Source organism: Actinomycetospora chibensis (assembly GCF_028737215.1).
GTDB classification, from domain to species: Bacteria; Actinomycetota; Actinomycetes; order Mycobacteriales; family Pseudonocardiaceae; genus Actinomycetospora; species Actinomycetospora chibensis.
On record NZ_JAQZAM010000005.1, the window covers coordinates 20364 to 45644 of the forward strand.

26 protein-coding genes are annotated in these 25281 nt (G+C 73.5%); 8 read left to right on the forward strand and 18 right to left on the reverse strand.

Annotated elements, in window-relative coordinates:
• Positions 1-178 precede the first annotated feature (178 nt).
• Positions 179-679 (forward strand): PAS domain-containing protein, encoded by a 501-nt coding sequence (locus tag PH189_RS08745; RefSeq protein ID WP_274188392.1) that lies wholly within the window; start codon positions 179-181, stop codon positions 677-679.
• Here PH189_RS08745 and PH189_RS08750 read toward each other — a convergent pair.
• Entirely contained in the window at positions 615-2606 is a 1992-nt protein-coding gene (locus PH189_RS08750; protein WP_274188393.1) for an acetoacetate--CoA ligase, read from the reverse strand. The two genes, PH189_RS08745 and PH189_RS08750, sit on opposite strands and share 65 nt — an antisense overlap.
• Positions 2607-2622: 16 nt before the next feature.
• A complete protein-coding gene (locus PH189_RS08755) occupies positions 2623-3270 on the reverse strand; it encodes a class I SAM-dependent DNA methyltransferase (RefSeq protein WP_274188394.1) in 648 nt (215 codons plus the stop codon).
• A 176-nt stretch (positions 3271-3446) separates the two neighbouring features.
• Between PH189_RS08755 and PH189_RS08760 the strand changes: the two genes are divergently transcribed.
• The 3 genes from PH189_RS08760 to PH189_RS08770 all read left to right on the forward strand — a co-directional run bounded on the left by PH189_RS08760 (position 3447) and on the right by PH189_RS08770 (position 6094).
• Positions 3447-4550 carry an MFS transporter gene (locus tag PH189_RS08760; protein ID WP_274188395.1) on the forward strand — a complete coding sequence of 368 codons (1104 nt, stop codon included), beginning with the start codon at positions 3447-3449 and terminating at the stop codon, positions 4548-4550.
• Positions 4551-4625: 75 nt separating this feature from the next.
• Entirely contained in the window at positions 4626-5054 is a 429-nt protein-coding gene (locus tag PH189_RS08765; protein WP_274188396.1) for a CBS domain-containing protein, read from the forward strand.
• 65 nt (positions 5055-5119) lie between these two features.
• Positions 5120-6094 carry an aldo/keto reductase gene (locus PH189_RS08770; protein WP_274188397.1) on the forward strand — a complete coding sequence of 325 codons (975 nt, stop codon included), beginning with the start codon at positions 5120-5122 and terminating at the stop codon, positions 6092-6094.
• Positions 6095-6239: 145 nt separating this feature from the next.
• On the opposite strand, the gene PH189_RS08775 is transcribed toward PH189_RS08770, so the two are convergent.
• The 6 genes from PH189_RS08775 to PH189_RS08800 all read right to left on the reverse strand — a co-directional run bounded on the left by PH189_RS08775 (position 6240) and on the right by PH189_RS08800 (position 12271).
• Complete coding sequence (locus tag PH189_RS08775) at positions 6240-7406, reverse strand: macrolide family glycosyltransferase (RefSeq protein WP_274188398.1); 1167 nt, start codon at positions 7404-7406, stop codon at positions 6240-6242.
• Between the two features lie 228 nt (positions 7407-7634).
• Positions 7635-7931 (reverse strand): Dabb family protein, encoded by a 297-nt coding sequence (locus PH189_RS08780; protein WP_274188399.1) that lies wholly within the window; start codon positions 7929-7931, stop codon positions 7635-7637.
• Positions 7932-7952: 21 nt separating this feature from the next.
• Complete coding sequence (locus PH189_RS08785) at positions 7953-9044, reverse strand: ABC transporter ATP-binding protein (RefSeq protein ID WP_274188400.1); 1092 nt, start codon at positions 9042-9044, stop codon at positions 7953-7955.
• Between the two features lie 25 nt (positions 9045-9069).
• Positions 9070-9957: a carbohydrate ABC transporter permease gene (locus PH189_RS08790; protein WP_274188401.1), complete on the reverse strand. Its 888-nt coding sequence runs from the start codon at positions 9955-9957 to the stop codon at positions 9070-9072.
• Positions 9957-10901 carry a carbohydrate ABC transporter permease gene (locus PH189_RS08795; RefSeq protein ID WP_378014891.1) on the reverse strand — a complete coding sequence of 315 codons (945 nt, stop codon included), beginning with the start codon at positions 10899-10901 and terminating at the stop codon, positions 9957-9959. The genes PH189_RS08790 and PH189_RS08795 overlap by 1 nt, the downstream gene beginning before the upstream one ends.
• Entirely contained in the window at positions 10898-12271 is a 1374-nt protein-coding gene (locus PH189_RS08800) for an ABC transporter substrate-binding protein (RefSeq protein WP_274188402.1), read from the reverse strand. The genes PH189_RS08795 and PH189_RS08800 overlap by 4 nt, the downstream gene beginning before the upstream one ends.
• Before the next feature lie 235 nt (positions 12272-12506).
• Here PH189_RS08800 and PH189_RS08805 point away from each other — a divergent pair, with 235 nt between their 5' ends.
• Positions 12507-13511, forward strand: coding sequence for a LacI family DNA-binding transcriptional regulator (locus tag PH189_RS08805; protein ID WP_274188403.1), 1005 nt, complete (start codon positions 12507-12509; stop codon positions 13509-13511).
• Here PH189_RS08805 and PH189_RS08810 read toward each other — a convergent pair.
• The gene (locus PH189_RS08810) at positions 13504-13998 is read right to left on the reverse strand and encodes an SRPBCC family protein (protein ID WP_274188404.1); all 495 of its coding nucleotides are present in this window, start codon (positions 13996-13998) and stop codon (positions 13504-13506) included. The genes PH189_RS08805 and PH189_RS08810 overlap by 8 nt on opposite strands.
• Entirely contained in the window at positions 13995-15191 is a 1197-nt protein-coding gene (locus tag PH189_RS08815; protein WP_274188405.1) for an NAD-binding protein, read from the reverse strand. The genes PH189_RS08810 and PH189_RS08815 overlap by 4 nt, the downstream gene beginning before the upstream one ends.
• 34 nt (positions 15192-15225) lie before the next feature.
• Between PH189_RS08815 and xylB the strand changes: the two genes are divergently transcribed.
• A complete protein-coding gene (gene xylB, locus PH189_RS08820; protein WP_274188406.1) occupies positions 15226-16623 on the forward strand; it encodes a xylulokinase in 1398 nt (465 codons plus the stop codon).
• 153 nt (positions 16624-16776) lie between these two features.
• Positions 16777-17256 (forward strand): Hsp20/alpha crystallin family protein, encoded by a 480-nt coding sequence (locus tag PH189_RS08825; RefSeq protein ID WP_274188407.1) that lies wholly within the window; start codon positions 16777-16779, stop codon positions 17254-17256.
• A 158-nt stretch (positions 17257-17414) separates the two neighbouring features.
• Here PH189_RS08825 and PH189_RS08830 read toward each other — a convergent pair whose 3' ends face one another.
• The 5 genes from PH189_RS08830 to PH189_RS08850 form a co-directional block, all read right to left on the reverse strand.
• The gene (locus PH189_RS08830; protein ID WP_274188408.1) at positions 17415-17756 is read right to left on the reverse strand and encodes an SCO6045 C-terminal-like domain-containing protein; all 342 of its coding nucleotides are present in this window, start codon (positions 17754-17756) and stop codon (positions 17415-17417) included.
• Positions 17753-18577: an MbnB/TglH/ChrH family RiPP precursor modification enzyme gene (locus PH189_RS08835; protein WP_274188409.1), complete on the reverse strand. Its 825-nt coding sequence runs from the start codon at positions 18575-18577 to the stop codon at positions 17753-17755. The genes PH189_RS08830 and PH189_RS08835 overlap by 4 nt, the downstream gene beginning before the upstream one ends.
• Complete coding sequence (locus tag PH189_RS08840; RefSeq protein ID WP_337994146.1) at positions 18574-19227, reverse strand: TIGR04222 domain-containing membrane protein; 654 nt, start codon at positions 19225-19227, stop codon at positions 18574-18576. Before PH189_RS08840 ends, PH189_RS08835 begins: the two co-directional genes overlap by 4 nt.
• Positions 19172-19462: a hypothetical protein gene (locus PH189_RS08845; RefSeq protein WP_274188410.1), complete on the reverse strand. Its 291-nt coding sequence runs from the start codon at positions 19460-19462 to the stop codon at positions 19172-19174. The genes PH189_RS08840 and PH189_RS08845 overlap by 56 nt, the downstream gene beginning before the upstream one ends.
• Before the next feature lie 139 nt (positions 19463-19601).
• Positions 19602-21101: a DEAD/DEAH box helicase gene (locus PH189_RS08850; RefSeq protein WP_274188411.1), complete on the reverse strand. Its 1500-nt coding sequence runs from the start codon at positions 21099-21101 to the stop codon at positions 19602-19604.
• Between the two features lie 458 nt (positions 21102-21559).
• Between PH189_RS08850 and PH189_RS08855 the strand changes: the two genes are divergently transcribed.
• Positions 21560-22162 (forward strand): SMI1/KNR4 family protein, encoded by a 603-nt coding sequence (locus PH189_RS08855; RefSeq protein WP_274188412.1) that lies wholly within the window; start codon positions 21560-21562, stop codon positions 22160-22162.
• A gap of 1 nt (position 22163) precedes the next feature.
• Here PH189_RS08855 and PH189_RS08860 read toward each other — a convergent pair whose 3' ends face one another.
• The 3 genes from PH189_RS08860 to ilvD all read right to left on the reverse strand — a co-directional run bounded on the left by PH189_RS08860 (position 22164) and on the right by ilvD (position 25152).
• A complete protein-coding gene (locus PH189_RS08860) occupies positions 22164-22877 on the reverse strand; it encodes a hypothetical protein (RefSeq protein ID WP_274188702.1) in 714 nt (237 codons plus the stop codon).
• 180 nt (positions 22878-23057) lie between these two features.
• Positions 23058-23474: a GNAT family N-acetyltransferase gene (locus PH189_RS08865; RefSeq protein ID WP_274188413.1), complete on the reverse strand. Its 417-nt coding sequence runs from the start codon at positions 23472-23474 to the stop codon at positions 23058-23060.
• The gene (gene ilvD, locus PH189_RS08870) at positions 23467-25152 is read right to left on the reverse strand and encodes a dihydroxy-acid dehydratase (protein WP_274188414.1); all 1686 of its coding nucleotides are present in this window, start codon (positions 25150-25152) and stop codon (positions 23467-23469) included. Before ilvD ends, PH189_RS08865 begins: the two co-directional genes overlap by 8 nt.
• Positions 25153-25281 lie beyond the last annotated feature (129 nt).

Below are 25281 nucleotides of genomic sequence, written 5' to 3' on the forward strand. Positions count from 1 at the left end.
GATTCGATCTCGGCCGACGGGGACAGTCGCACCCAGCACGAGGGTCCGTTCCCGTCGCCCGGCCCCGGCAACGGTATCGCGGCTCCGTCCCGAGCCTCGGACGTGTCCGAACGAGGGTGCCGATGACGCCACCACGTCCCCGATCCCGACCCACCCCGGCCGCTCGGCGGGTGATCCCGTGATCACCAGCCGCGACCTGGCCGCGATCCCCCGGGACACCGCCGGCACGCTGGTCGACCCGGTCGGCGCCGGCCGGCCCGTCGAGACCGCGCTGCTGGACGGCGCCGGGGTCGTCGTCTGGGTCGACGACGCGTGGGTCGCGTTCTGCCGGGCCAACGGCGGCGACCCGGCCCGGGCCGGGATCGGGTGCTCCTACCTGGCGCTGTGCGACGCCGCCGCGGCCACCGACCGGCACAGCGCCATCGTCGCGTCGGCGATCCGCGCCGCGCTGCGCGGCGACCTCCCCGCCCCGGCGCGCATCGAGGTCCCGTGCGACGCCCCGACGCACCCGCGCGTCTTCGACGTCCTGGTCTCCTCGCGCCGCGACGACCGGGGCCGCGTGCTCGGCGCGACGGTCACCCTGTCGGAGACCGAGCCCGCGGAACCCCTCCTGGTCAGTCCCGGGCCCGCGCCACCACGTCCTCCAACGCCTCGGGGTTGCGCAGGGCGTCCTTGCTGACGGCCTTCTCGGGGGCGGTGCCGGCGAGGATGCGCTTGACCGGCACCTCGGACTTCTTGCCGTTGAGCGTGCGCGGGATGTCGTCGACCACCAGGAAGCGGTCGGGGACGTGACGCGGCGAGAGCTGGCTGCGCAGGGCCTTCTTGAGCTGCGGCGCGACGTCCTCGAAATCCACGCCCTCGCCGAGCACGAGGAAGCACAACAGCTCGCCGCCCTCGCGGGCGCCCTCGACGCCGGACGTGTCGATGACCAGCGAGTCGACCACCTCGTCGAAGGACTCGACGACCTCGTAGAACTCCGCGGTGCCCATCCGGACGCCGCCGCGGTTGAGCGTCGAGTCGCTGCGCCCGCGGATGACGAGGGAGCCCCGCGGCGTGATCTGGACCCAGTCACCGTGGCGCCAGATGCCGGGGAAGTCCTCGAAGTACGACTCCCGCATCCGACTGCCGTCGGGGTCGTTCCACAGCATCACCGGCATCGACGGCGTGGGCCGGGTGATGACGAGCTCGCCGACCTCGTCGATCACGGGCTGCCCGGTGGGATCGAACGCCTCGACGGAGGCCCCGAGCGCACGGCAGGAGATCTCACCCCGCCAGACGGGGACGGTCGGGGCCACGCCGACGAACGCCGCGCAGACGTCGGTGCCGCCGGAGACCGACGCGATCTGGATCTTCTCGCCCACCGCGTCCTGCAGCCAGTCGAAGCCCTCCGGCGACAGCGGCGATCCGGTGGAGCCGACCGAGCGGATCGCGGAGAGGTCGAACGCGTCGCGCGGGCGCAGGCCGGCCTTGAGGCACGACTGCACGAACGACGCCGACGTCCCGAACAGCGTGACGCCCTCGTCGGCGGCCATCCGCCAGAGCACGTCGAGGTCGGGGTGGCCCGGGCTCCCGTCGAAGGCGACGACGGTGGCACCGACCAGCAGTCCCGAGATCAGCAGGTTCCACATCATCCAGCCGGTGGTGGTGAACCAGAAGAACCGGTCACCGGGCCCGAGGTCGTGCTGCAGGGCCAGCGACGCGAGGTGCTGGACGACGATGCCGCCGTGCGAGTGCACGATCCCCTTCGGCAGCCCGGTGGTGCCCGACGAGTAGAGGATCCACAGCGGGTGGTCGAACGGCACGGGGTCGAACGCGAGCCCCGCGTCGGCGTGGTCGGTGAACGACGACCAGCCGACGACGTCGTCGTGCTCGGCCCACGCCCCCTCGGCGACGTAGTCGATGCCGACCGTCGCGCGTAGCGTCGGGAGCTGCTCGCGCAGCTCGGCGACCGTCGTGCGGATGTCGTAGGACTTGCCGTTGTAGAGGTAGCCGTCGACGACGACGAGCACGGACGGCTCGATCTGGGCGAAGCGGTCGACCACGGCGCGCGCGCCGAAGTCGGGCGAGCACGACGACCACGTCGCCCCCAGCGAGGCGGCGCCGAGGAAGGCGACGAGGGTCTCGATGCAGTTCGGGGCGAGGGCGACGACCCGGTCGCCGCGCCCGACCCCGAGCGCCTCGAGCCCGGCCCGGGCGCGGGCGACGTCGGCCCGCAGCTCGCCGTAGGTGCGCTGCTCGCGCCGGCCGTCCTCGCGGACCGCGACGATCGCGAGGTCGTCGTCGGCGCCGCCCTCGGCGGGGCGCAGCGCGTGCTCGGCGTAGTTGAGGGTGCTGCCCGGGAACCAGCTCGCTCCCGGCATGTCCTCGGAGGCGAGAACCTCGCTCGGGGCGTCGTGGAACCGCACGCCGAGGTGGTCGGCGACCGTGCCCCAGAACGCCCGGAGGTCGGTCGTGGACCACCGCCACAGATCCTCGTAGCCCTCGACGGTGATGCCGTGCTCCTGCGCGGCGCGCTCCGCGAACGCGGTGATCCGCGCGTTCCGTACCGTCTCCTCGTCCGGCTGCCAGAGGATCTCGGGTTCCGTGCTGTCGGAGGGGGCGCTCATGGCCCCCGTTCTATCCTCAGCGCGCGGTGAGCACCAGCATCCGGGCCTCGACACCGACTCCGGAGCGGTAGGGCGTCACGTCGGCCGACACCAGCTCCGCGACGCCCGCGTCGACGAGCCGGTCGGTCTCCGCGCGGTAGCCCCCGGACTCCCAGACGTCGTCGAGCACCGTGGCCACGATCGCTCCGCCCGGACGGGTCAGCCGGACGAACTCGGCGAGGGCCTCGGGACCGACGTGGCCGTGGGTGAGGGTGCCGACGCAGATGACGGCGTCGTAGGCGTCGGCGGGGGTGGGCAGCGGGCGGGTGAGGTCGGCGGGCTCGAGGGAGCGGTAGGCGCCGGTGGCCCGTGCCCGCTCGAGCATCCCCGGGGAGACGTCCACGCCGTCGATGACGCCGACGCCCCGCTGCGCCAGCGCCGCCCCGACCAGACCCGTCCCGCACCCGGCGTCGAGGACGGTGACGCCCGTGCCGGCGACGCGGACGAGCGTCTCGGCGGCGAGCTCCGGGGCGACGTAGCCCTGGGCGTCGTCAGCGAGGTCGGCGTCGTACTCCGCGGCCCACTCGTCGTAGAACTCCCGGGCGTCGTCCGGCCCGCGCAGGCCGTAGGCACGCTTGAGGTACGGGTTGCCGCCGGTCGGCGTCGTGGGCTCGTCGGACGTCATGCGCGCGAGTCTCCTCTGCGCGCAGTCTTCGGAGCTATACCTCAGAAGATCACGCACGTAAGCTCGACGACGTGCAGAACCGCTTCCGCCGACGCTGACACCCGGCCCCGCCTCCGTCGCGGGTCCCCCGCGGGTTCGGCGCACGGGTCGTCGCCGTCGAGGCGCTCGGCCAGTTCGTGCCGCTCTACCCGCTCTACGCGCTGCTCTTCGCCGACCACGGCCTCTCCGACGCCGCGATCTCCGCGCTGTTCGCGCTCTGGTCGGTGACGACGCTGGTCCTCGAGGTGCCCTCGGGCGCCTGGGCCGACGTGACCTCCCGGCGCCGGATGCTCGCCGCGTCCGGCACCCTCGCGGCGGCCGCGTTCGCCCTGTGGGTGCTGGTCCCGGGCACGTGGGTGTTCGCGGTGGGCTTCGTGCTCTGGGGCGTCGGCACCGCGCTGGGCTCCGGCACCCTCGAGGCGCTGACCTACGACGCACTCGCCGGCTGGGACGCCACCGATCGCTACGCCACGCTCATGGGCCGGGCGCGCTCGGGCTATCTCGCGAGCACGCTCGTCGCCACCGCGCTCGCCGCGCCGCTGGTGGAGGTCGGCGGCTACGTCCTGCCCGGTCTCGTCGGGGCCGCCGCCGCGCTGGTCGCCGGCCTCCTGGCGCTCACCCTGCCCGAGGAGGAACGGACGCCGACCGCACGGACGACGTCGCGCGACGCCCTCGCCGAGTGGTGGACCACGCTGCGCGACGGGCTCGCCGACGTGTCCCGGACGGCGCTGCTGCGGCGCGCGGTGCTCGTCACGGCGCTGCTCACCGGGCTCATGGCGTTCGACGAGTACCTGCCCCTGCTCGCCGCCGACCGGGGCGCCTCGCCGGCGACGACCGCGCTCGCCCTCGTCGGGGTGGGCGTCGCGGAGACGCTCTGCGTCGCGCTCGCCGGCCGGGTGGCCCGCGCCCGCGGGCCGGTGCTCGGCGCGCTGCTGGGCCTCGCCTCGGTGACGGTCGGGGCGGGGGCGCTGCTGCCGCTCGGGCCCGGGTTCGCGGCGATCGCGCTCGGGTGGGGCGTGCTGCAGATGCTGCTGGTCGTCGTCGAGACCCGGGTGCAGGACGAGGTGACCGGTGACGCCCGTGCCACGGTCACCTCGGTCGCCGGCCTGGGGTCCGAGGGGGTGGCGCTCGGGGTGCTCGCGGTCGTCGGCACCGGGTCGGTCTGGGTCGGCCTGCCGGCGCTCGTGGCCGCGCTCGCGGCGCCGCTGCTGGGAGTGGGCGTGCTCCTGGCCCGGTCATGACCGTCCGGGTCTGGCCGAACCCGGACGGTTCCTGCCATTCTCGGAACCGTCGCGAACCCGACGAAGGGACCGGCCATGCGCATCGCGGACCTCATCGCGCGCAAGGGATCAGCCGTGCTCACCGTGCCGCCCGACGCCCCGGTGTCGAACCTCCTGGAGGTGCTCGCCGAGCGCAACGTCGGCGCGGCGGTCGTGTGCGAGGGCGACCGACTGGCCGGGATCGTCTCCGAGCGCGACGTGGTGCGCCACCTGCACCAGCGGGGCGCGAGCCTCCTCGACGCGCCCGTCTCCGAGATCATGACGACGGTCGTGGCCACCTGCCGGTTCGAGGACGACGTCCAGACGCTGAGCCGCACCATGACCGAGCGGCGGATCCGCCACATCCCGGTGGTGGACGAGCAGGAGAGGCTGAGGGGGATCGTCAGCATCGGCGACGTCGTGAAGTCCCGGATCGACCAGCTCGAGGAGCACCGCAACCAGCTCGAGGCCTACATCTCGGGGTGACCCACGCCCCGGCACGCGTCGTTCGTCCATCGTTCAACCGCTTCGGGAGCGGGTACGCGACGGGCATGGAGATGACGAGACTGGGCAAGACCGAGCTGCAGGTGTCGCGGATCGCGTTCGGCACCTGGCAGGTCTCGGGCGAGTGGGGTTCCTATGACGCCGACCAGGCGCAGCGCGCCATCCGCCACGCGCTGGACCTGGGTGTGAACTTCTTCGACACCGCCCAGGCCTACGGGTTCGGCGAGTCCGAGGAGGTCCTGGCCAACGCGCTGCGCGGCGAGCTCGATCGCGACCGGGACTCGGTGGTCATCGCGACCAAGGGCGGTATCAACCCCGGCACCGACCGGCCGCGGGACTCGCGCCGGGAGTGGCTGCGCTCGGGCGTCGAGTCCTCGCTGAAGGCGATGAAGATCGACCACATCGACCTCTACCAGGTGCACTGGCCCGACGAGCAGACGCCGTTCGAGGACACCGCCGGGTACCTGCAGGAGCTCGTCGACGAGGGCAAGATCCGCCACGTCGGCGTGTCGAACTACGACGCCGACCAGATGGCGGCGTTCGACCGGCGTCGCCCGGTGGAGACCCTGCAGCCGCCGTACCACCTGTTCCGCCGCCACATCGAGGACGGCGTGCTCCCCTACGTGCGCGAGCAGGACATCGGCACGCTCGTCTACTCGCCGCTGGGCTCGGGACTGCTGACCGGCTCGATGGACGAGAACACCACGTTCGAGGACTCCGACTGGCGCGCGCAGGCCTCGGCGTTCCAGGGCGAGAAGTTCCGGCAGAACCTCGAGGTCATCGAGCGGCTGACGTCGTTCGCCGCGGACAAGGGCGTCGAGGTCTCGCAGCTGGCGATCGCCTGGGTGCTCGCGCAGGACGGGATCGACGTCGCCATCGTCGGCGCCCGGTCGGAGAAGAACATCGAGCGCTCGCTGGCTGCGGTCGACGTGCAGCTGTCCGCCGACGACCTCGCCGAGATCGAGAAGATCACCGCCGACGGCGTCCAGGTCACCGGCGCGGCTCCCGAGGGCGTGTCCTGAGCGGAGCCCTGATGTCAGCGGAGTGCCGTCGCAGACACTGAACGTCCGTATTCTTCCGTCGATCACCGGGGCGCCCGCGCCGGCCGGTGATCGACGTACCGATACGGACACTCAACGTCTGTGACGGCACTTCGCTGACACTGCACTACCGCGCGAGCTCCGCCTCCACGATGTCGGCGGCGGCCGGGGCCCCGCCGCCGCGGCGTATCACCTCGCGCTGCTCGACCAGGCGCGCGGCCACGTCGGGCGAGGACGTGAGCTCCCGCAGGGCCTCCCGGAGCCGGTCGGCCGTGATCTCCTCCGACGGGATCGTCCGCGCCACCCCCAGCTCCTCGAGCATCGCGGCGTTGCCGAACTGGTCGACCGCACGCGGCACGGCGATCATCGGCACGCCCTGGAAGAGCCCCTCGGCGCACCCGCCCATGCCGGCATGGGTGACGAACGCGCTCGCGCGCCCGAGCACCCCGAGCTGTGGCACCCACCGGTGCGCGGTGACGTTCGGCGGCAGCTCGCCCAGCGCGTCGAGGTCGACGTGCGGGCCGACGGCCAGCACCACTTCCCACGGCAGCGGACCGAACGCCTCGGCGCAGACCCGGAAGTCGTCGGGGTGGTCGTGGTACGCCGAGCCGAACGAGACGAGGACGAGCGGCCGCGCGGGCTCCGGCCACTGCTCCTGCGCCGCCCGCCGCGCGAGGTCGGGCCCGACGAAGGTGTAGATCGCCTGGTCGACGCGGTCGGCGAACGGCTGCAACGCCCGGGGGATCTCGACGATCGACCGGCGCGGCCGCCCGACGAGATGCTCGGGCTCGTCGTCGATCCCGAACTCCGCGAGCCACGCCGAGAACCGCGCGAGGTACGCCCGGTACTCCGGTGTCCGGCGGTACACCAGGTCGTCGGCGAGGTCGGACTCGAAACCGTCCCAGGCCACCATCGCCGGCGAGAGCTGCACCGCGGGGATGCCCCAACGCCGGGCGAGCACGATCGCGGGGTAGCCGCCGATGTCGTAGAGCGCGACGTCCGGGACGTCGTCACCCAGCGCCGCCTCGATCTGCGGCGACGTGTGCACCGCCTCGTCGAGGAACAGCGCGGTGCCGGCGACGGGGTCGGTGGGCCACTGCTCGCCGCGACCCTGGTCGGGCAGCACGGAGGTGTGGACGAGCGGCGTGGCGCCCGTGGCCGCGACCATCTCGGCGAAGGGCGCGGGGATCGCGTAGGTCACCCGGTGACCGCGCGCGACGAGCTCGGCGATGACGGGCAGATGGGGATGGGTGTGGCCGTGCGCGCCGGCGCCGACCATCAGGACATGGGCCATGGGGACTCCCGCAGCAGGAGGAACGAGGGGCAGGGCTGGTCACCGCCGGTCGAGAACCGGCGGTGCCGCGAGAAGGGGCCGCTCGTCAGCCGTAGAGCTGCTGGATCACGCCGCGGAGGCTAGAGCCTTCGGCGGCGTGCGGGCGACCGATTTCCCGGCCGGCCGAGTCGAGTGCGTGGCGATACGGACACTCGACGTCTGCGGCGCCACGCCGCCGACAGCTCCGGATCAGTCCGGTAGCGCGAACTGGATCCGCTCGATCGACGCCGAGATCGGCGCGAAGAGCTCCCGGCGGATGCGGTTGTGCTCCGGGTCGGCGTCGTAGATCCGGTAGGCCTCGTCGGAGACGAAGTCGGCCGTCAGCGCGTAGGACGCGTTGCCCTCGCGCAGCCCGCGGTCCCGACCCCCGACCAGGCGGAACTCGACGCCCTCGACCGTCAGGTCCCGCAGGGCCTGGATCGCGGCCTCGACCTGCTCGGCCGGCACGCCCTCACGGACCCGGCCCACCACCACGTTGCGGATCATCTGCCGATGGTCCCGCGACGCTCAGTCCAGGCGCTCGCCGCTCTCGACGTCGAACACGTGCAGCGCCTCGGCGGTGGGACGCACCGCGATCGGGTCACCGAAGCGGACCTTCACGCGGCCCGGGCCCCGGACCACGATCTTGGTGGCGGTGTCCTCGGCGAGGTGGGCGTAGAGGTAGGACTCGCTGCCGAGCTCCTCGACGACGTCGACGACCGCCTTGACCACCGAGCCCGCGTCCGCGTCGGTGCTCTCCAGCACCCAGTCCTCGGGCCGGATGCCGATGGTCAGCTTGTCCCGGGAGCCGACGGCGTTCGTGACCTCGCGGGTCAGCGGGATCTCGATGCCGCCGAGGGTGACCCCGCTCGACGAGCGCGGCAGCTCGAGCAGGTTCATCGCCGGGGAGCCGATGAACCCCGCGACGAAGGCGTTGGCCGGACGGTCGTAGAGCTCCGGGGGCGTCGCGTACTGCTGCAGCTTGCCGTCGGCGAGCACGGCGACCTTGTCGCCCATCGTCATCGCCTCGACCTGGTCGTGGGTGACGTAGACCGTCGACACCGCCAGGCGGTTCTGCATCTCGGCGATCTGCGCGCGGGTCTGCACGCGCATCTTCGCGTCGAGGTTGGACAGCGGCTCGTCCATGAGGAAGACCTGGGGCTCGCGGACGATCGCCCGGCCCATCGCGACGCGCTGGCGCTGGCCGCCGGAGAGCGCCTTCGGCTTGCGGTCGAGGTACTCGGTGAGCCCGAGCATGTCCGCGGCCTCGCGGACGCGCTTCGCCCGCTCCTCCTTCTCCACCCCGCGCATCTTCAGCGGGAAGGCCATGTTCTCCGCGACCGTCTTCGACGGGTAGAGCGCGTAGTTCTGGAACACCATCGCGATGTCCCGGTCCTTCGGCTGGACGTCGACGACGTCGCGCCCGTTGATGCGCACCGAACCCGCGTCGATCGGCTCGAGCCCGGCCAGCATCCGCAGCGCCGTCGACTTCCCCGAGCCCGAGGGCCCCACGAGGACGACGAGATCGCCGTCGGCGACGGTCAGGCTGAGCTTGTCGACCGCCGGCTTCGCGCCCGGGGTGTAGATGCGCGAGGCCTGGTCGAACACCACTTCGGCCATGTCTGAAGACTCCCCTACTCGACCGCTACTTGACCGCGCCGAACGACAGGCCCTGCACCAGCTTGTTCTGCGCCACCCAGCCCGCGAGGACGACGGGCAGCGCGGCCAGGGTCGCCGCCGCGGAGAGCTGGGCCCAGTAGAGGCCCTCCGAGGTGATGAACCCGACCAGGAAGACCGGCACGGTGCCGGCGTTGGCGGCGGTGAGGTTCACCGCGAAGAAGAACTCGTTCCACGCGAAGATCACGCAGATCAGCGCGGTGGCGAAGATTCCGGGCGAGATGATCGGCAGGACGATCTCGCGCAGCGTCCGCCACAGCGGGGCACCGTCGATGCTGGCCTGCTCGAGCAGCTCGCCGGGGACCTCGAGGAAGAACGAGCGCATCATCCACACCGCGATCGGCAGGTTCATGCCGGTGTAGAGGATGATCAGCGTCCAGATGTTGTCCAGCATGCCGATCTGGTTGACCACGACGTAGATCGGCACGATGGCCGCGACCACCGGCAGCATCTTCGTCGAGATGAAGAAGAACAGGACGTCGGTCGTCTTCTGCACCGGGCGCAACGACAGCGCGAACGCGGCCGGGACGCCGAGCAGCAGCACCAGGATCGTCGAGATCACCGTGGCGGCCACCGAGTTCGCCAGGTAGGGCCCGATCCCCGCGGCGAACACGCCCTCGTACTGCTCGAGCGTGGGCTCGAAGATGATCTTCGGCGTGGTCGTGTAGGCGTCGGCCTCCGTCTTGAAGGACGTCAGCACCATCCAGAACACGGGGAAGAAGAACGCGATGCCCACGATCCAGGCGATCACCCCGAACCAGACGTTCGCCCCGCTGGTGCGCTGCTTGCGCGGGACCTGGGCCTCGTCCGTCGCCGTCGTGCGCTCGTCGCTGGCAGTGTCCGTCGTGACCGCCATCAGATCCCCTCCTCCACGCTGAAGCTGCGGAACAGCAGGCGCAGCGCGAAGCTCGCCGCGATCAGCGTGATGATCACGACCACGACGCCCATCGCGGCCGACTGGCCGATGTCGAAGCCGAGGAACGCGCGCTGGTAGATGTAGAACGGCAGGTTCGCGCTGGCCACGCCCGGGCCGCCCTGCGTCATCATGTAGACGGTGTCGAACGTGTTGACCAGGTAGATCGTCCCGAGCACCACACCGAGCTCGATGAACCGGCGCAGGTGCGGCAGCGTCAGCTCCCGGAACACCGACCACGCGCTCGCACCGTCCACCCGCGCCGCCTCGAGCTGGTCGGACGGTTGGCTCTGCAGGCCCGCGAGCAGCAGCAGCATCATGAACGGCGTCCACTGCCACACCAGCGCGGCCATCACCGAGGCCAGCGGGAACTGGCTGATCCACTCGGTGCCCGACGCCCCGAACGGCGAGAGCACGAAGTTCACGAGCCCGAGCGTCGGGTCGAGCAGCACCGTGCGCCACAGCAGCGCCGCTGCCACCGGCGTGATGAGGAACGGCGTGATCAGCAGCGTGCGCACCACGCCGCGCCCGACGAACTGCCGGTTGAGCAGCAGCGCCAGGAGGAGGCCGAGCACCACGGCGATGAGCACCGAGCCCAGCGTCATGACGATGGTGTTGATCGCGACCTGGCGGAACTGGCTGTCGGTGAAGACGTCGACGTAGTTCGCGAACCAGACGAAGCTCTGCGAGCCCGGCCGCACGAGGTTCCAGGACTGGACCGAGTAGAAGAGCGTCAGCAGGAACGGGATCTGCGTGACGATGATCGTGAAGACCAGCGCGGGCAGCAGCGGCGCGCGGCGCCGCCAACCCTCGGCGCGGTCGATCATCGCCGCGCCGCCGATGTTGGCCGGTGGTGCGGAACGTTCTTCTTCCACTGTGGCGGTCATCGCTGGTAGCTCTCCCCCACCGTCTCCGCGTAGTTCTGGGACTGTTCGAGCGCCTCGTCCACGGTGATCTGACCGGCGATGGCCGCGCTGACCTGCTGACTCACCCGGGTGCCGAGGTCCTGGAACTCGGGGATGCGGACGAACTGCACGCCCTGGTACGGCACCGGCTGCACGGTCGGCTGCTGCGGGTTCGCCCGCTGCAGGCCCTGCAGGATCAGCGGGCCGTAGGCGCCCGACACCTGCTGGTACTGGGGGATGGTGTAGGTCGACTGACGGGAGCCCGGCGGCACCGACGTCCACCCGACCTCCTGGCCGGCCCGCTCGATGTACTGCTTGTTCGTCATCCAGGACATGAACTTCCACGCCGCGTCCTTGCGCGGGGAGGTCTCCGGGATGGCGAGGGACCAGGAGTACAGCCAGCCCGACGCCGGCGTCGCCACGACGGGGGCGGGCGCGTACCCGATCTGCCCGGCGACGGTCGACTCCGCGGGGTCCTCGACGGTGCCGGCGGCGGACGTCGCGTCGTACCACATGGCGACCTGGCCCTGGCCGAACTGCGTCGCGCACTCGGAGAAGCCGGACTGCGAGGCGCCGGGCTGGCCGTGCTGACGGACGAGGTCGACGTAGAACTGGACGGCCTGGCGCACCTCGGGGGAGGTGAGCTGCGCGCGCCACTCCGGGTCGAACCAGCGGCCGCCGAAGGTGTTGATCACAGTGTCGAGCGGGGCCATGACCTCGCCCCAGCCCGGCTTGCCGCGCAGGCAGATGCCGCGTCGCTGACCCTCGCCCTGGTCGAGCCGGGCGGCGAACTCGGCGACCTGCGGCCACGTCGGCTGCGCGGGCATCTGGATGCCGGCCTGCTGGAACAGGTCCTTGCGGTACATGAGGAAGGACGACTCGCCGTAGAACGGCACCGAGTACATCGACCCCTGGTACGACAGCGAGTCGCGCACCGTCGGGATGAAGTCGGCGGCGTCGTAGCCGGGCGTGGCGTCGATGTAGGGCTGGAGGTTGGTCAGCCAGCCGTTCTGCGCCCACTGCGGGGTCTCGTAGTTCGAGATCATGACGATGTCGAACTCGCCGCCGCCCGTGGCCACCGACGCGGTGATCTTGGCGCGGGCCTCGTTCTCGGAGAGCGAGACGAAGCGCAGCCGGATCCCGGGGTTCTCCGCCTCGAACTGCGGCGAGAGCGAGATCGCGTCCTCCATCTGCGGGTTGGACACGATCGCGACGGTGACGGTCTCGACGCCCTCCTCGGCGCCGAGTGCACCCGCCCCCGAGCAGCCGGCCACCAACGCCAGACTCGCCAGCAGCGCCGCGAGCACCACCGGGCCCCTCCGGAGTCCCCGTCCTCGCGCCGCGCCCCGCATCCGCCGCCTCCCGCCCCGTCGCCGACCCCTGCCGCCGGGCACCGTGACGTGGACCACTAGCGGTCTGGTGACCGTAAAGGCACCCTCCGTCAGTAGCAAGCGCTTAACCGCGTCAGATCCGGGCCGGAACCGTGCCGATTTCGCACAGGAGCGACGACGGGTCGTTCGGGGTACAACTCTCCGATGAACGGACGGCCCCTCGCGAGCGCGGCGGGCCGGAGGACGGGAGCCGGGCATGGCCACGATGGCGGATGTCGCGCGCATGGCGGGCGTCTCCACCGCGACCGTCTCTCACGTGCTCAACGGGACACGGCCGGTCCGTGCCTCGACCCGTGAGCAGGTGCTCTCGGCGGTGGCGGCGACGCACTACACGCCGAACACGGTCGCGCGGTCCCTCGCGACGGCGCGCACCACGACGATGGGCCTGGTGCTCTCGGCGATCTCGAACCCGTACTTCGGCGAGCTGCTCAGCGCGGCCGAGTCGGCGGCCGCCGCGGCCGGATACACGCTCCTGCTCGTCGACCCCCACGAGGACCCGGACTACGAGCTGACCGTCGTGACCCGGCTGCACCACCACCGCGTCGACGGCGTGGTCCTCGCCCCGAGCGCACGCCCCGACGACACCCTGGCCTATCTCGCCCGCCACCAGGTGCCGACGGTGCTGCTCGACCGGCTCATCGACGCCGGGCACGACCAGGTGGGCCCGGAGAACCGGGCGTCCACCGCGGGGCTCACCGACCACCTGGCGGATCACGGACACACCCGGATCGGGCTGGTGGCCGGCCTGGAGGGGCTGTCGACGACCACCGAACGCCGCGAGGGCTACCGCGACGCTCTGCGCTCCCGGGGCCTGCCCGTCGACCCCGAACTGGAGGTCGGCGGCGCCTCCGAGACGGTCGCGGCGCGCCGGGCGACGCACCGCCTGCTCGCGCTCGACGACCGGCCGACCGCGATCGTCGCCGGCAACAACAGCATGACCATCGGGGTGATGCAGGCCCTGCGCGACGCCGGCCTGGTGGTGCCCCGTGACGTCGCGGTCGCCGCGTTCGACGACTTCGCGTGGGCCGACCTGTTCGCGCCCCGGCTCACCGTCGCCGCCCAGCCCTTCGACGAGATCGCCACGACCGCGGTGCGGCTGCTCCTCGACCGCATCGCCGAGCCGGACGCCCCGCCGACCACGCGCCGCCTGCTGCCCCGGCTCGTCGTCCGGGAGTCCTGCGGGTGTCCCGGCTCTACCTAGCGCCCTCGGCGAGTGCCGCGAGGTTGTCCAGCGACCGGGTCAGGTGGTCCTCGCCGAAGGGCGGGAACGCGATGTGGTCGCGCAGGAAGGCCGGCACGGCCGACCAGTCGTAGGTCAGCGTCGCCCGGCAGGCGCCCGCGCCCTCCTCGGCGAGATCGTAGCGCCACGACCAGCCGCCGTAGCCGATCTCGCCGTCCGGCCCGTACTGGCCCGGCTGCCAGGCGATGCTCCGCGGCGGGTCGAGCACCTCGACCCGGTTGTGCATGCGGTAGTCGCCGTCGGGGTGGTTGGCGTGGTACATCCCCATGCCGAAGATCTGCCCGACCTCGGTGAGGGCGGCCGCGGGCTCCAGCGGCTCGCGCACCCACCCGGTGCCGTCGATCGCAGCGTGGTGGGCCGGGTCGGCGAGCACCCCGAACACCGTCCCGACCGGCGCGTCGATCGTCCTCGACACCGCCAGGACCTCGGTCGTCGTCTCCGTGCTCATCGTCGGCACTCCTTCGTCCGGGCTGTAGTCCTGATACCGTACCGATAAGTTGCAGAGAGATACAAGTCGCTCAGTGCGACGTCCTCGCCGCGCAGCGGGCGTGCACCTCGGCGAGGCCCGTGCGGGTGACCGCGACGACCAGGCGGTCGCCCACCTTGAGGCGGCGCTGCGGGCGGGGCGGGGAGTCGAGCACCGCGTCGTGGGCGGCGCCCCGGTAGACCCCGACCACCCGCACCTCGCCCTCGCTCTCGGCCGCCGACGCGGGCAGGCCCGCGAGGAGCGCGCTGCGCCCGATCGGCACGTCGGCGAGCCGCCTGGACCGTGCGGGCCACGGCCGAGACGTGGGTGTCGGGGTCGGCGGCGCCCGCGGAGTCGAGCACCGTCAGGTAGATCGCGTCGCCCCACGAGAGGCCGGCGAGCGTCGCGAACGCGACGGTTCCGAGCACGAGGAGCGCCAGCAGCCCGAGGGTCGCGCGGGCCAGCGAGCGGGTCATCGAGGCCCGCGTCCGGCGCCACATCAGCGTCAGCACCCGCCGCCACGCGGCCCGGCGCGTGCCGACGAGGCGGCCCTGGCGGTGCCGGGCGACGCGGGCGAGCACCAGGTCGGCGACGGCATGGTGGGTGGGCAGCAATTCCGGGGCGCCGCGGTCGGGGCGTCGGGCGAGGCCGGTGACGATCGCCGTCGGCCGCACGTCCGCGCGGTCGGCGACGACCATCGGGTAGCCGGGCAGGTCGACGCTCTGGCGGGTGCGGGCGCCGATCGCCGCGGTGACGAACGCCGGCGCGGCGGTCGCCGACACCGACAGCACGGTGGCCGTCGGCAGCAGCATCCGGATCCGCCCCGAGAGCGCCGGCGCGTGGAGCCGGACGACGAGGCGCACCGACGGCGCGAGCTCCTGGACCGCCAGCGCGCGGTGGATGTTGACGACGTCCTCGCGGTGAACGAACGCCACGCACGTCGCGCTCCCGACGTCGATGGCACGGAAGGTCTCGTCGTCGGGCTCCGCGACCTCCACGACCTCGACCCCGTGGATCGCCCGCAGACGGTCGACGACCGCACTCCCGGGTGCGGTCAGGACGACGACGTCGGTCGCCCCGCGACGCGACTGTCGCAGCAGCGCCTCGACCATCCGCAAGGAGAGCATGTCCTCGCCGCAGACCACGAACCGCTCCCGGAACCCCCCGAAGGTCACGGACGTGGACCCTAATCCTGGGGATACTGCGGCCATGGCGGGTTCAGCGCGGTACGTCGCCGGGGTCGATTCCTCCACCCAGGCCACCAAGGTCCTCGTCGTCGATCCGGAGGACGGGCGGGTGGTGCGGGAGGCACGCCGTCCGCACCCGGACGGCACGGAGGTCGATCCCCGGGCGTGGTGGGACGCGCTGGCGGGCGCGCTCGGCGAGGTGGGCACCAGCGACGTCGCGGCGATCGGGGTCGCGGGCCAGCAGCACGGGATGGTGCTGCTCGACGAGCACGGCGAGCCGGTGCGCGACGCGCTGCTGTGGAACGACACCCGGTCCGCGCCGGACGCCACGGCGCTGATCGAGGAGCTCGGCGGGGCCGCCGCGTGGGCCGAGGCGGTCGGCACGGTCCCGGTCGCGAGCATCACCGCCACCAAGCTGCGCTGGACCTCCCGCGCCGAGCCGGACGTCGCCGCCCGTGCGCGCCGGGTCATGCTGCCCCACGACTGGCTCACCTGGCGGCTGCGCGGCTCCCCCGCCGACGCGACCACCGACCGCGGCGACGCCTCGGGCACCGGCTACTGGTCGACGGTCACCGGCGAGTACCGCCCCGACCTGCTCGAGATGGCGTTCGGGCGCGCGCTCGACGTGCCGCGGGTCGCGGAGCCGGGCGAGGTCGTCGGGCACACGCCGGACGGGCTCGCGGTCTCGGCGGGCACCGGGGACAACGCGGGCGCGGCGCTGGCGATCGCCCCGGCGGAGGGCGAGGTGGTCATCTCCATCGGCACCTCGGGCGCGGTGTTCACGGGCCACGACCGGCCGAGCACCGACGCCTCGGGGCTCGTCGCCGGGTTCGCCGACGCCCGCGGCGGCTACCTGCCGCTGCTCGCGACCCTCAACGCCGCCCGGGTGCTCGGGGTCGGCGCGGCGCTGCTGGGCGTGGAGCCGGACGAGTTCGACGCGCTGGCCCGCGCCGCCTCGCCGGGCGCCGACGGCCTGGTGCTGCTGCCCTACCTCGACGGCGAGCGCACCCCCGACCGCCCCGACGCCCAGGGCCGCTACGTCGGGCTGACGACGGCCAACGGCACCCGCGAGAACCTCGCCCGCGCCACCGTCGAGGGGATGCTGTGCGGGCTGGCCGACTGCGTCGACGCGCTGATCGACCAGGGGGTGCCGGTGCGCCGGGCCCTGCTGATCGGTGGCGGCTCGCGCTCCGGGGCCGTGGCGGACCTCGCCCCCGAGGTGCTCGGCCTGCCCGTCGAGGTGCTCTCGCCGCAGGAGTACGTCGCCCTCGGCGCGGCGCGGCAGGCCGCCTGGGCCCTGCGGGGCGAGGAGCCGGGCTGGACCGTGGCCCGCGAGACCAGCCGCGACGTCACCGACGCCTCGATCTCCGAGCAGGTCCGCGCCCGCTACGCCGACGTCCGCGACGGCCACGCGCCGTAGGTGGGTCAGCCTGGGAGCCAGGCTGACGTCCAACGTCATGAAGGCCCCCAGCTCGGTTCGCTCCTCCTCGGGAATTGAGCGTGGTCGGCTCATGTTGCATGAGTCGAGGGCCCGCAAGGTCGGGCCGCCTTCAGCCACCGAGGAAGAACCACCATGAGCACGCTCGTCCCCTGGGGCCCACGCTTCGTCGACCCGTTCGCCGTCGCCCCGGCCCTGTTCCGCCGCGCCACCCCGAGCCGCGGGACCACCTGGTACGCCCCGACCACCGACGTGGTGCGCGAGGGTGACGACGCCGTCGTCCGCCTCGAGCTCCCGGGGGTGGACGTGGCGAAGGACGTCACCGTCGAGGTCCACGGCGACCGCCTGTCCGTCCGCGGCGAGCGCCGCGACGAGCAGGCCGGCGAGGGCTACCGCCAGAGCCGCTACGGCTCGTTCCGTCGCAGCTTCACGCTGCCCGGGCACGTCGACGCCGACGCGGTCTCCGCGTCGTACGACGCCGGCGTCCTGACGGTGCGCGTCACCGGCGCCCACGCCGAGGCCACCGAGCCCGGCGCCCGCCGCATCACGATCGACGGCGTCCCGGCGCCGGAGGAGACGGAGTCCACCGAGACCCCGGAGGCCCCGGCCGCCTGACGCACGCCGACCGGGGCAGCGACCCCGCTGTTTCGCTGTCCGGACGCACGACATCCCCGTTGATCACGGGGCGCGACGCCCGCGGGACCACGAGGTCTCGCGGGCATCGTCGTGTCAGAGTCCCGCGAGCGGGGGGATCGATCTCCTGACGGTGAACGTCAGCGTGGCCCCCACGCTGACCACCACCGGCGTCGTCCCCGCCCGAGCACACCGGCGGCGCGCAGGTGCGCGACGAAGGCGTCGGCGTCGGCGTGCATCGACGTCCCGGTCCGCCGGGGGTTCGCGCTGATCCACGCGTCGAGGCGCGGGGTGAGGTCGGCGCCGAGGCGCTCGTGGACCTCGACCGGGAGCAGGCGCGCGAGCACCCGGCGCCGCTTCGCGCGCAGCGCCGAGGCCTCCAGCGCCACCCGCGACGCGTCGATTCCCGCCGGCGCCGGGCCGCCGGCGACCAGGGCCGCGAGCAGCGCCGCCTGGCGCTCCGCCAGCTCGGACCGGCTCATACCCGCACCCGCGCATGCACCGCCCGCAGCGCCGCCAGCTCGGCGGCGAGCTCGTCGTCCGGCGGGTAGCGGTCGTCGCGCTCGAGCAGCACCGCCGGCGGACGGTGCCGCGCGCACAGCGCCTCGAGCAGGTCGAGCACCGGCCGGGTCAGGGCGTGGGCGTGCGTGTCGTGGTAGACGCCATCGCGCTCGACCCCGCCCGCGGCGTGCACGTAGACGACGCGCTCCAGCGGCAGCTCGTCGAGCACCCGCTCGGGATCCTGACCGAGATTGACCGCGCTCGCGTGCAGGTTGGCGACGTCGAGCAGCAGCCAGGCCCCGGTGCGCGCGCAGAGCTCGGCGAGGAACGCGCCCTCGCTCATCTCCGCGTCCGGCCAGGCGAGCAGCGGTGCGATGTTCTCCAGCGCCAGCGGGACCCCGAGCGTCGCGTGTGCGGCGCGGACGTTGTCGACGAGCACCCCCAGCGCCTCCCGGGTGCGCGGCACCGGCAGCAGGTGCCCGGACTCGAGCCCGCCCGCCCGCACGAACGCCACGTGGTCGCTGGCCACCGGCGCGCCGAGGGCGTCGGCGACGGCCGCGAGGTGCTCGACGCGGTCGTGACGCAGCGGCTCCGCACCACCGAGCGACAGCGACACCGCATGCGCCACGACCGGGACGCCGCGGGCGCGCAGCGTCTCCAGCGACGCGGGCAGCGCCCCGGGGTGCAGGTCCTCCGCGACCGCCTCGACGAAGTCGACGCCGGGCAGGCGTTCGACGGTCAGGTCGATCTCGCGGCGCCAGCCGATGCCGACGCCGCGGGGGCCACCGGCGATCGGGCTCATCCGCCGCACCCGCCCCCGCCACCACAGGAGGACCCGCCGCCGCACGACGACCCGCCACCGCAGGAGGAGCCCCCGTCGGAGCCACCCCCGCCGCCTCCCGACGGCGCGGCGAGCAGGGTCGAGAGCTGGGCGTCGGGGTACATCGCGAACCCACCGACCGCGACGAGCCCGGCCACCCCGAGCGCACCGACGAGGACGGGGCCCTGCGCCCGCGACGACGGCGAGTACATCGCGGTCCGCGCGGCCGCGAGCGTCGCCCGGCCCTTGAGCGTCGGACGCCGCACGGAGAACAGGACGATCGACAGGGCCGCGCAGGACCCGAACACGATCAGGATCACCAGCAGGACGATGGGGGCCCCGCGGGCGATCCCGGCGGCCAGCCGGGCCAGCCCGAGCACCTCGACGGCGCCCACCACGGCGAACGCGAGGTTCTTGCGGCGCGTGACGGCGGCCGGGTCGTGGAACAGGCCCCGCCGCTCTGCCGCAGCCTGCAGGTCGCGGACGACCGCGGCGTCACGCATCCGCATCGTCACGACCGCCGTGCCGGCCGTCGCCGGGTGCTCGGTCGCGGCGTCGAGGACGGCCTCGTCCAGCTCACCGATGGCGGGGCGGCCGGTGGCGCTGAGCGACCGGTCGTGGGCGACGCGCAGGACGCCCCCCCTCGACGAGGCGGGCGATCGCGGCGTGGATCAGCCGGACCTGGCCCCCGGCGAGCAGGGCGAGGTCCTCCACGGTGACGTCCGGTGCCGGCGCATCACCGTCGGCGCGGGCGACCCGTCGGTCGAGCGCCCGCAACGCCAGGGGCGCCACGAGCAGGCTGAGGACGATGAGCCAGAAGTAGATCATCACGAACGTCGGGCCGGGGATGCCCCACGTGTCTCCCACGACGACCTCCGGGCGTGAGCACCAGGGTCACGCACGGCCGTGCGTGTCGACGCACTGTTGCCCGGACTGACCGCGCACAGCAAGCAGAGCCACTCGTTCGGCCCAGCATTCAGCTACACACGGTGAGAAGCGCCCAAATCTAGCGGGCGCCGCCCCGGCCACGACCCGCGCCCGAGCGAGCCGAGTGCGCCGCCGCGGAGTGCGACGACGAGGACGGGCCGCCGCTCGAGGCGACTGTGCGCCGGCCACCGTCGCCGCCCGAGCCGCCCGAGCCGCCGGTCGCGCCGGAGCCACGACCGCCCGAGCCACCGCGCCCGCCGGAGCCACCGGGAGCACCGCCACCGCGACCCCGACCGGAGCCGCCACGAGCGCCGGCACCCGAGCCGCCGGGAGCACCGCCGCCACCGCGACCGCGACCGGAGCCGCCGCCGCGGCGCGACCCGCCCGAGCCACCGGACCCACCGGCCGCCTGCGGCGCGGGCTTGCGCGACGCGGCCGCCGGGCCGTCCTCGGGCGCGACGCGGGGCGCCGGCTCGCCGACCAGCGCCACGATCTCGCGCGCGCCGGGGCCGACGTCGACCGGCTTGGCCTTGATCCCGGCCTTGCGCGTCATCGACGCGACCTCGGCCCGCTCGGCCGGCGGCACCAGCGTGACCACGTCACCGGCCGAGCCGGCGCGGGCCGTGCGCCCGGACCGATGGGTGTACGCCTTGTGCTCGGCGGGCGGGTCGACGTGCACCACGAGGGCGACGTCGTCGACGTGGATGCCGCGCGCGGCGATGTCGGTGGCGACCAGCACGCGGACGTCGCCAGCGGAGAAGCCCGCCAGGTTCCGGTCACGGGCGGGCTGCGAGAGGTTGCCGTGCAGCTCGGTGGCCGGGATGCCCGCGGCCGTGAGCTGGCGCGAGAGCTTGCGCGCGGCGTGCTTGGTGCGGGTGAACATCATGCTGCGGCCGTGGCCGGACGCCAGCTCCTGCACCACGGCGTTGCGGTCCGCGGGCGCCACCGTGAAGAGGTGGTGCGTCATGTCGGGCACGGGCTCCTCGGCCGCGTCGACGCTGTGCGTCACCGCGTCGTGGAGGAACTCGCGCACCAGCCGGTCGACCTCGCCGTCGAGGGTCGCCGAGAACAGCATCCGCTGCCCGTCGCGGGGCGTGCGGCGCAGCAGGCGGCGGACCGCCGGGAGGAAGCCGAGGTCGCTCATGTGGTCGGCCTCGTCGAGCACCGTCACCTCGACGCGGTCGAGGTCGACGAGACCCTGGCCGATGAGGTCCTCGAGACGGCCGGGGCAGGCGATCAGCAGGTCGACGCCCTGGCGGAGCGCGTCGGCCTGACGACCCTGGCCGACGCCGCCGTAGACGACGGTCTGGCGCAGGCCGAGGATCTCGGCGAGCGGGGCCAGCGCGTCGCGGACCTGGCTGGCGAGCTCGCGCGTCGGCAGCAGCACCAGGCCGCGCGGGCGCTTCGAGATGGTGCGACCGCTGGTCAGGCGCGTGAGCAGCGGCAGACCGAACGCGAGGGTCTTGCCGCTGCCGGTGCGGCCGCGACCGAGCACGTCGCGGCCGGCCAGCGCGTCGGCGATCGCTGCGCGCTGGATGGGGGTGGGCTCGGTAATGTCGCGCGCGGCCAACGCGTCCACGACGTCGCGGGGGACGCCGAGGTCGGTGAAGGTCGGGGCGGAACGGGGAGCAGACGTCGTCGGGATGTCGGGGAACCTTCCACGGGAGCGGGGGGCCGCGAGCGTCGGCCCGTCCGTCGTGGAGGGGGGACCGCGCGAGAAAGCGGTGTGCTGACGACCCACGGGCGCCATCGGCGGCGCCCTGTACGACTCCAGTGTCCCAGAGACGGTGTGTGCGGGTGCGACACCGGGGCCGAACGCGGCTCGGAACGCCCGGTGTCCTCCGGCACACCGACCGACGTGAACCGCCGCCGGGGCGCGATCACACCGCGCTTTCTGCTGCTGATGGCGGCCGAGCAGGGCGAGGCCGGGACGCGGCCCTGCGGCGCACTTGCTCACGGTCGCGCGGCGCCGCCCGGCGCGGGCGCGCCGGTGACGTGGGTGCTCGACGGCCCGCACGTCCGTCGGAGGATGGGCCGGTGACCGTCGAGGACCTGTGGTGGCGCTGGGTGGACCGGCTCGAGGAGCGGGGCTGGGGAGCGCGGAGGGTGTTGCGTCCGCCGGCCGGACAGGACGTGCTGGTCGCGGCGTTCGAGCCGGTGGGTGGCGTGCCCCCCGAGCTCGCCGCGGTGTACCGCCTCGCCGACGGCCAGATCGGGATCCGCGACGCCGGAGGCGTGAGCACCAACCTCTTCCCCGGCTACGAGTTCCTCTCCCTCGCCGGGGCGCGGCGGGCCTGGCAGGGGTGGGCGGACATCCGCGCGTCGTACGCGCCGGAGGACTTCGACGACATGATCACGGTCCGTGGCGACGACCCGGTGCACCGCTCCTACACGCGCGCCGCGTGGTGGCCGTTCGCCGAGGACGGGGGCGGCAACCACCTCCTGCTCGACCTCGACCCCGCTCCCGGGGGCACGGTCGGCCAGGTGATCGTCGCGGGGCCCGACGAGGACGAGCGACGCGTGCTGGCGCCGGGGTTCGTTGCCTATCTTGCAGCGCTGCTCGACGCCGACCTCGACGACCCCGACCCGGGCGCGCTCGCCGAGGGCGTCGCGTGGTGGGACGCCCCCGGCCTGCGCTGACTCACCAGCCGTCGAAGAAGCCGCCGCCGTCGAAGCCGCCGCCGTCGAAGCCCCCGCCGTCGAAGCCCCCGGGGTCCATGCCCGGATCCATGCCCGGGTCCGTGCCGCCGTCGAACCCGCCGCCCATGTCCCCGGCGAACGCGTCCCCACCGACCGCGGCGGCGCCGAAGCCCGAGAACAGGGCGCTCGCGACCATCATCCCGCCGACGGCGCCGACGCCGCCGAGGAGCATCGGCTTCCACCACGGCTCGGAGTACCAGCCGGCGGGCACGGGCCGTCCGCCGACCCTGCCGCCCGGGTAGTAGTGGTTGTTCTGCGCCGAGGGCTGGGGCGAGCCGGTGACGCTGCGACCGTCGACGTCCACCTCGCTCGTGGACGCGAGCTCGCCGGCCCGGGCCCGCTCGGCGGATCCGGGGAGCTCGGGGCCGGGGTCCATGCCCATCGCGGTGCGGGCGGCGCGCACGTAGTAGAGGCCCTCGAGGGCGGTGTCGGTGACCAGGCGGTACTGCGGCGCGCTCGTCGCCTGGTCGAGCTGCGAGCCGGCGGCCGTGTAGCGCTCCGCGGCGTCGGCGAGCGCCTGCTTCGAGGGCTCGTCGGACCCGACGAGGTTGAGCACCTGGCCGCCCAGGCGCTCGTACCAGCGCCGGGCCTCGGCCTCGGCGTCGCCGAGCTGGTTCGCGGCGGTGGTCCCCCGGCCGCGCCCGCGCGTGGCCATGAGCGCGATGAGTCCGCCGACGACGAGCAGGATGAGCAGGATCTCCACGCCCTCCACAGTGCGCGCGGGTCCTGAGAACGGGCTGTGAGCAGGCTGGACGCCCGATGTTGTTCCGGCGAAGGGAGTTCCTCGCCGCTCTATCGGGGTGATGGTGCCCTTCGCGCGAAACGGCCCGGGCGCTCAGGTGCGCCGCATGGGGACGTGCGGGATGCCGTCCTCGTCGTAGCCCGGGCCGTCGACGGCGAAGCCGAGGCGTGCGTAGAACCCCTGCGCCTGCACCTGGGCCCCGAGGACGACCGGTCCCTCGATCTCCGCGAGCACGACCCGCACCAACGCCGCCCCGGCGCCCGTGCCGCGGTGCTCGGGTGCGGTGACGATGCGCCCGATCCGCGTCTCACCCCCGCTCTCGAGGATCCGCAGGTACGCCACGACCTCGCCCGCCGGGCCCCGCGTCCACACGTGCTCGGCCTCGGCGTCCAGGCCGTCGAGCTCCTGGAACGCGCACTCCTGCTCGACGACGAACACCCGGACCCGCAGGGCGAGCAGGTCGTAGAGGTCGCGCGGGGTCAGGTCGTCGAAGCGGGCCCGTTCAGTCAAAGCCCACGACGGCGCCCTCGGCCGCCGAGCCGACGAGGCGGGCGTACTTGCCGAGGACGCCGGTGCGGTGCTTGGGCGGCGGCGGGGTCCAGCCGGCCGACCGCTCGGACAGCTCCTCGTCCGAGACCAGCAGGTCCAGGGTGCGCGCCGTGAGATCGAGGCGGATCCGGTCGCCCTCGCGCACGAACGCGATCGGTCCGCCGTGCGCGGCCTCGGGGGCGACGTGCCCGACGCAGAGGCCCGTGGTGCCGCCGGAGAAGCGGCCGTCGGTGAGCAGCAGGACGTCCTTGCCGAGCCCGGCACCCTTGATCGCCCCGGTGACCGCGAGCATCTCGCGCATCCCGGGCCCGCCGCGCGGTCCCTCGTCGCGGATGACGACGACGTCGCCGGGGTTCAGGTCGTTGCTCGACACCGCGTCCATGGCGCCCTGCTCGCCGTCGAAGACGCGCGCGGTGCCCTCGAACGAGGCGGTGTCGAAGCCCGCCGACTTGACCACGGCGCCGTCGGGCGCGAGCGAGCCGCGCAGGATCGTCAGCCCGCCGGTGGGGTGGATCGGGTTCGACAGCGGCCGCAGGATGTCGCCGTCGAGGGGGCCGGGCGCGAGCGCGTCGAGGTTCTCGGCGACGGTGCGCCCGGTGACGGTGAGGGCGTCGCCGTGCAGCAGGCCCGCGTCGAGCAGGGCACGCATGACCACCGGGACGCCGCCGACCTTGTCGACGGTCGTCATCATGTGCCGCCCGAACGGCTTGACGTCGGCGAGGTGGGGGACCTTGTCGCCGATGCGGTTGAAGTCGTCGAGCACGAGGTCGACGCCGGCCTCGCGGGCGATCGCGAGCAGGTGCAGCACCGCGTTGGTGGAGCCGCCGAACGCCATCACCACGGCGATCGCGTTCTCGAACGCCTCGCGCGTCATGACGTCGCGGGCGGTGTGGCCGCGGCTCAGCATCCCGACCACCGCGTCGCCGGACTGCCGCGCGAACCCGTCGCGACGGCGGTCGGCGCTCGGCGGCGACGACGAGCCGGGCAGCGCCATGCCCATCGCCTCGGCCGCGCAGGCCATGGTGTTGGCGGTGTACATGCCGCCGCAGGCGCCCTCGCCGGGGCAGATGGCGCGCTCGATCTCGTCGACCTTCTCGCGGGTGATCAGCCCGCGGGCGCAGGCACCGACGGCCTCGAAGGCGTCGATGATCGACACCTCCTTGCCGTCCACGGTGCCGGGCATGATCGAGCCGGCGTAGAGGAAGACCGACGCGAGGTCGAGCCGGGCGGCCGCCATCAGCATGCCGGGCAGGGACTTGTCGCAGCCCGCCAGCGTGATGGTCCCGTCGAGGCGCTCGGCGGACACCACCGTCTCCACCGAGTCGGCGATGACCTCGCGGCTGACCAGCGAGTAGTGCATCCCGACGTGGCCCATGGAGATCCCGTCCGAGACGGAGATCGTGCCGAACTCCATCGGGAAGCCGCCGGCGTGGTGCACGCCCTCCTTGGCCGCGGTGGCCAGGCGGTCCAGGGACAGGTTGCAGGGGGTGATCTCGTTCCACGACGACGCGATGCCGATCTGGGGCTTCGCGAAGTCGTCGTCGGTCATCCCGACCGCGCGCAGCATCCCGCGGGCGGCGGCCCGCTCCATCCCGTCCGTGACGTCGCGGCTGCGGGGCTTGAGGTCGGCGGACTCCATGAGGCGAAGGTAACGCTTGTCCCTCCCCGGGGGTCGGGGCAGACTCCCGCGCATGTCCGGGGAGACGCTCGAGCGGTTCTGGCCGAGCCGTCGCCTCGACAGCTTCGACGAGCTCTGTCGCTAGGACGC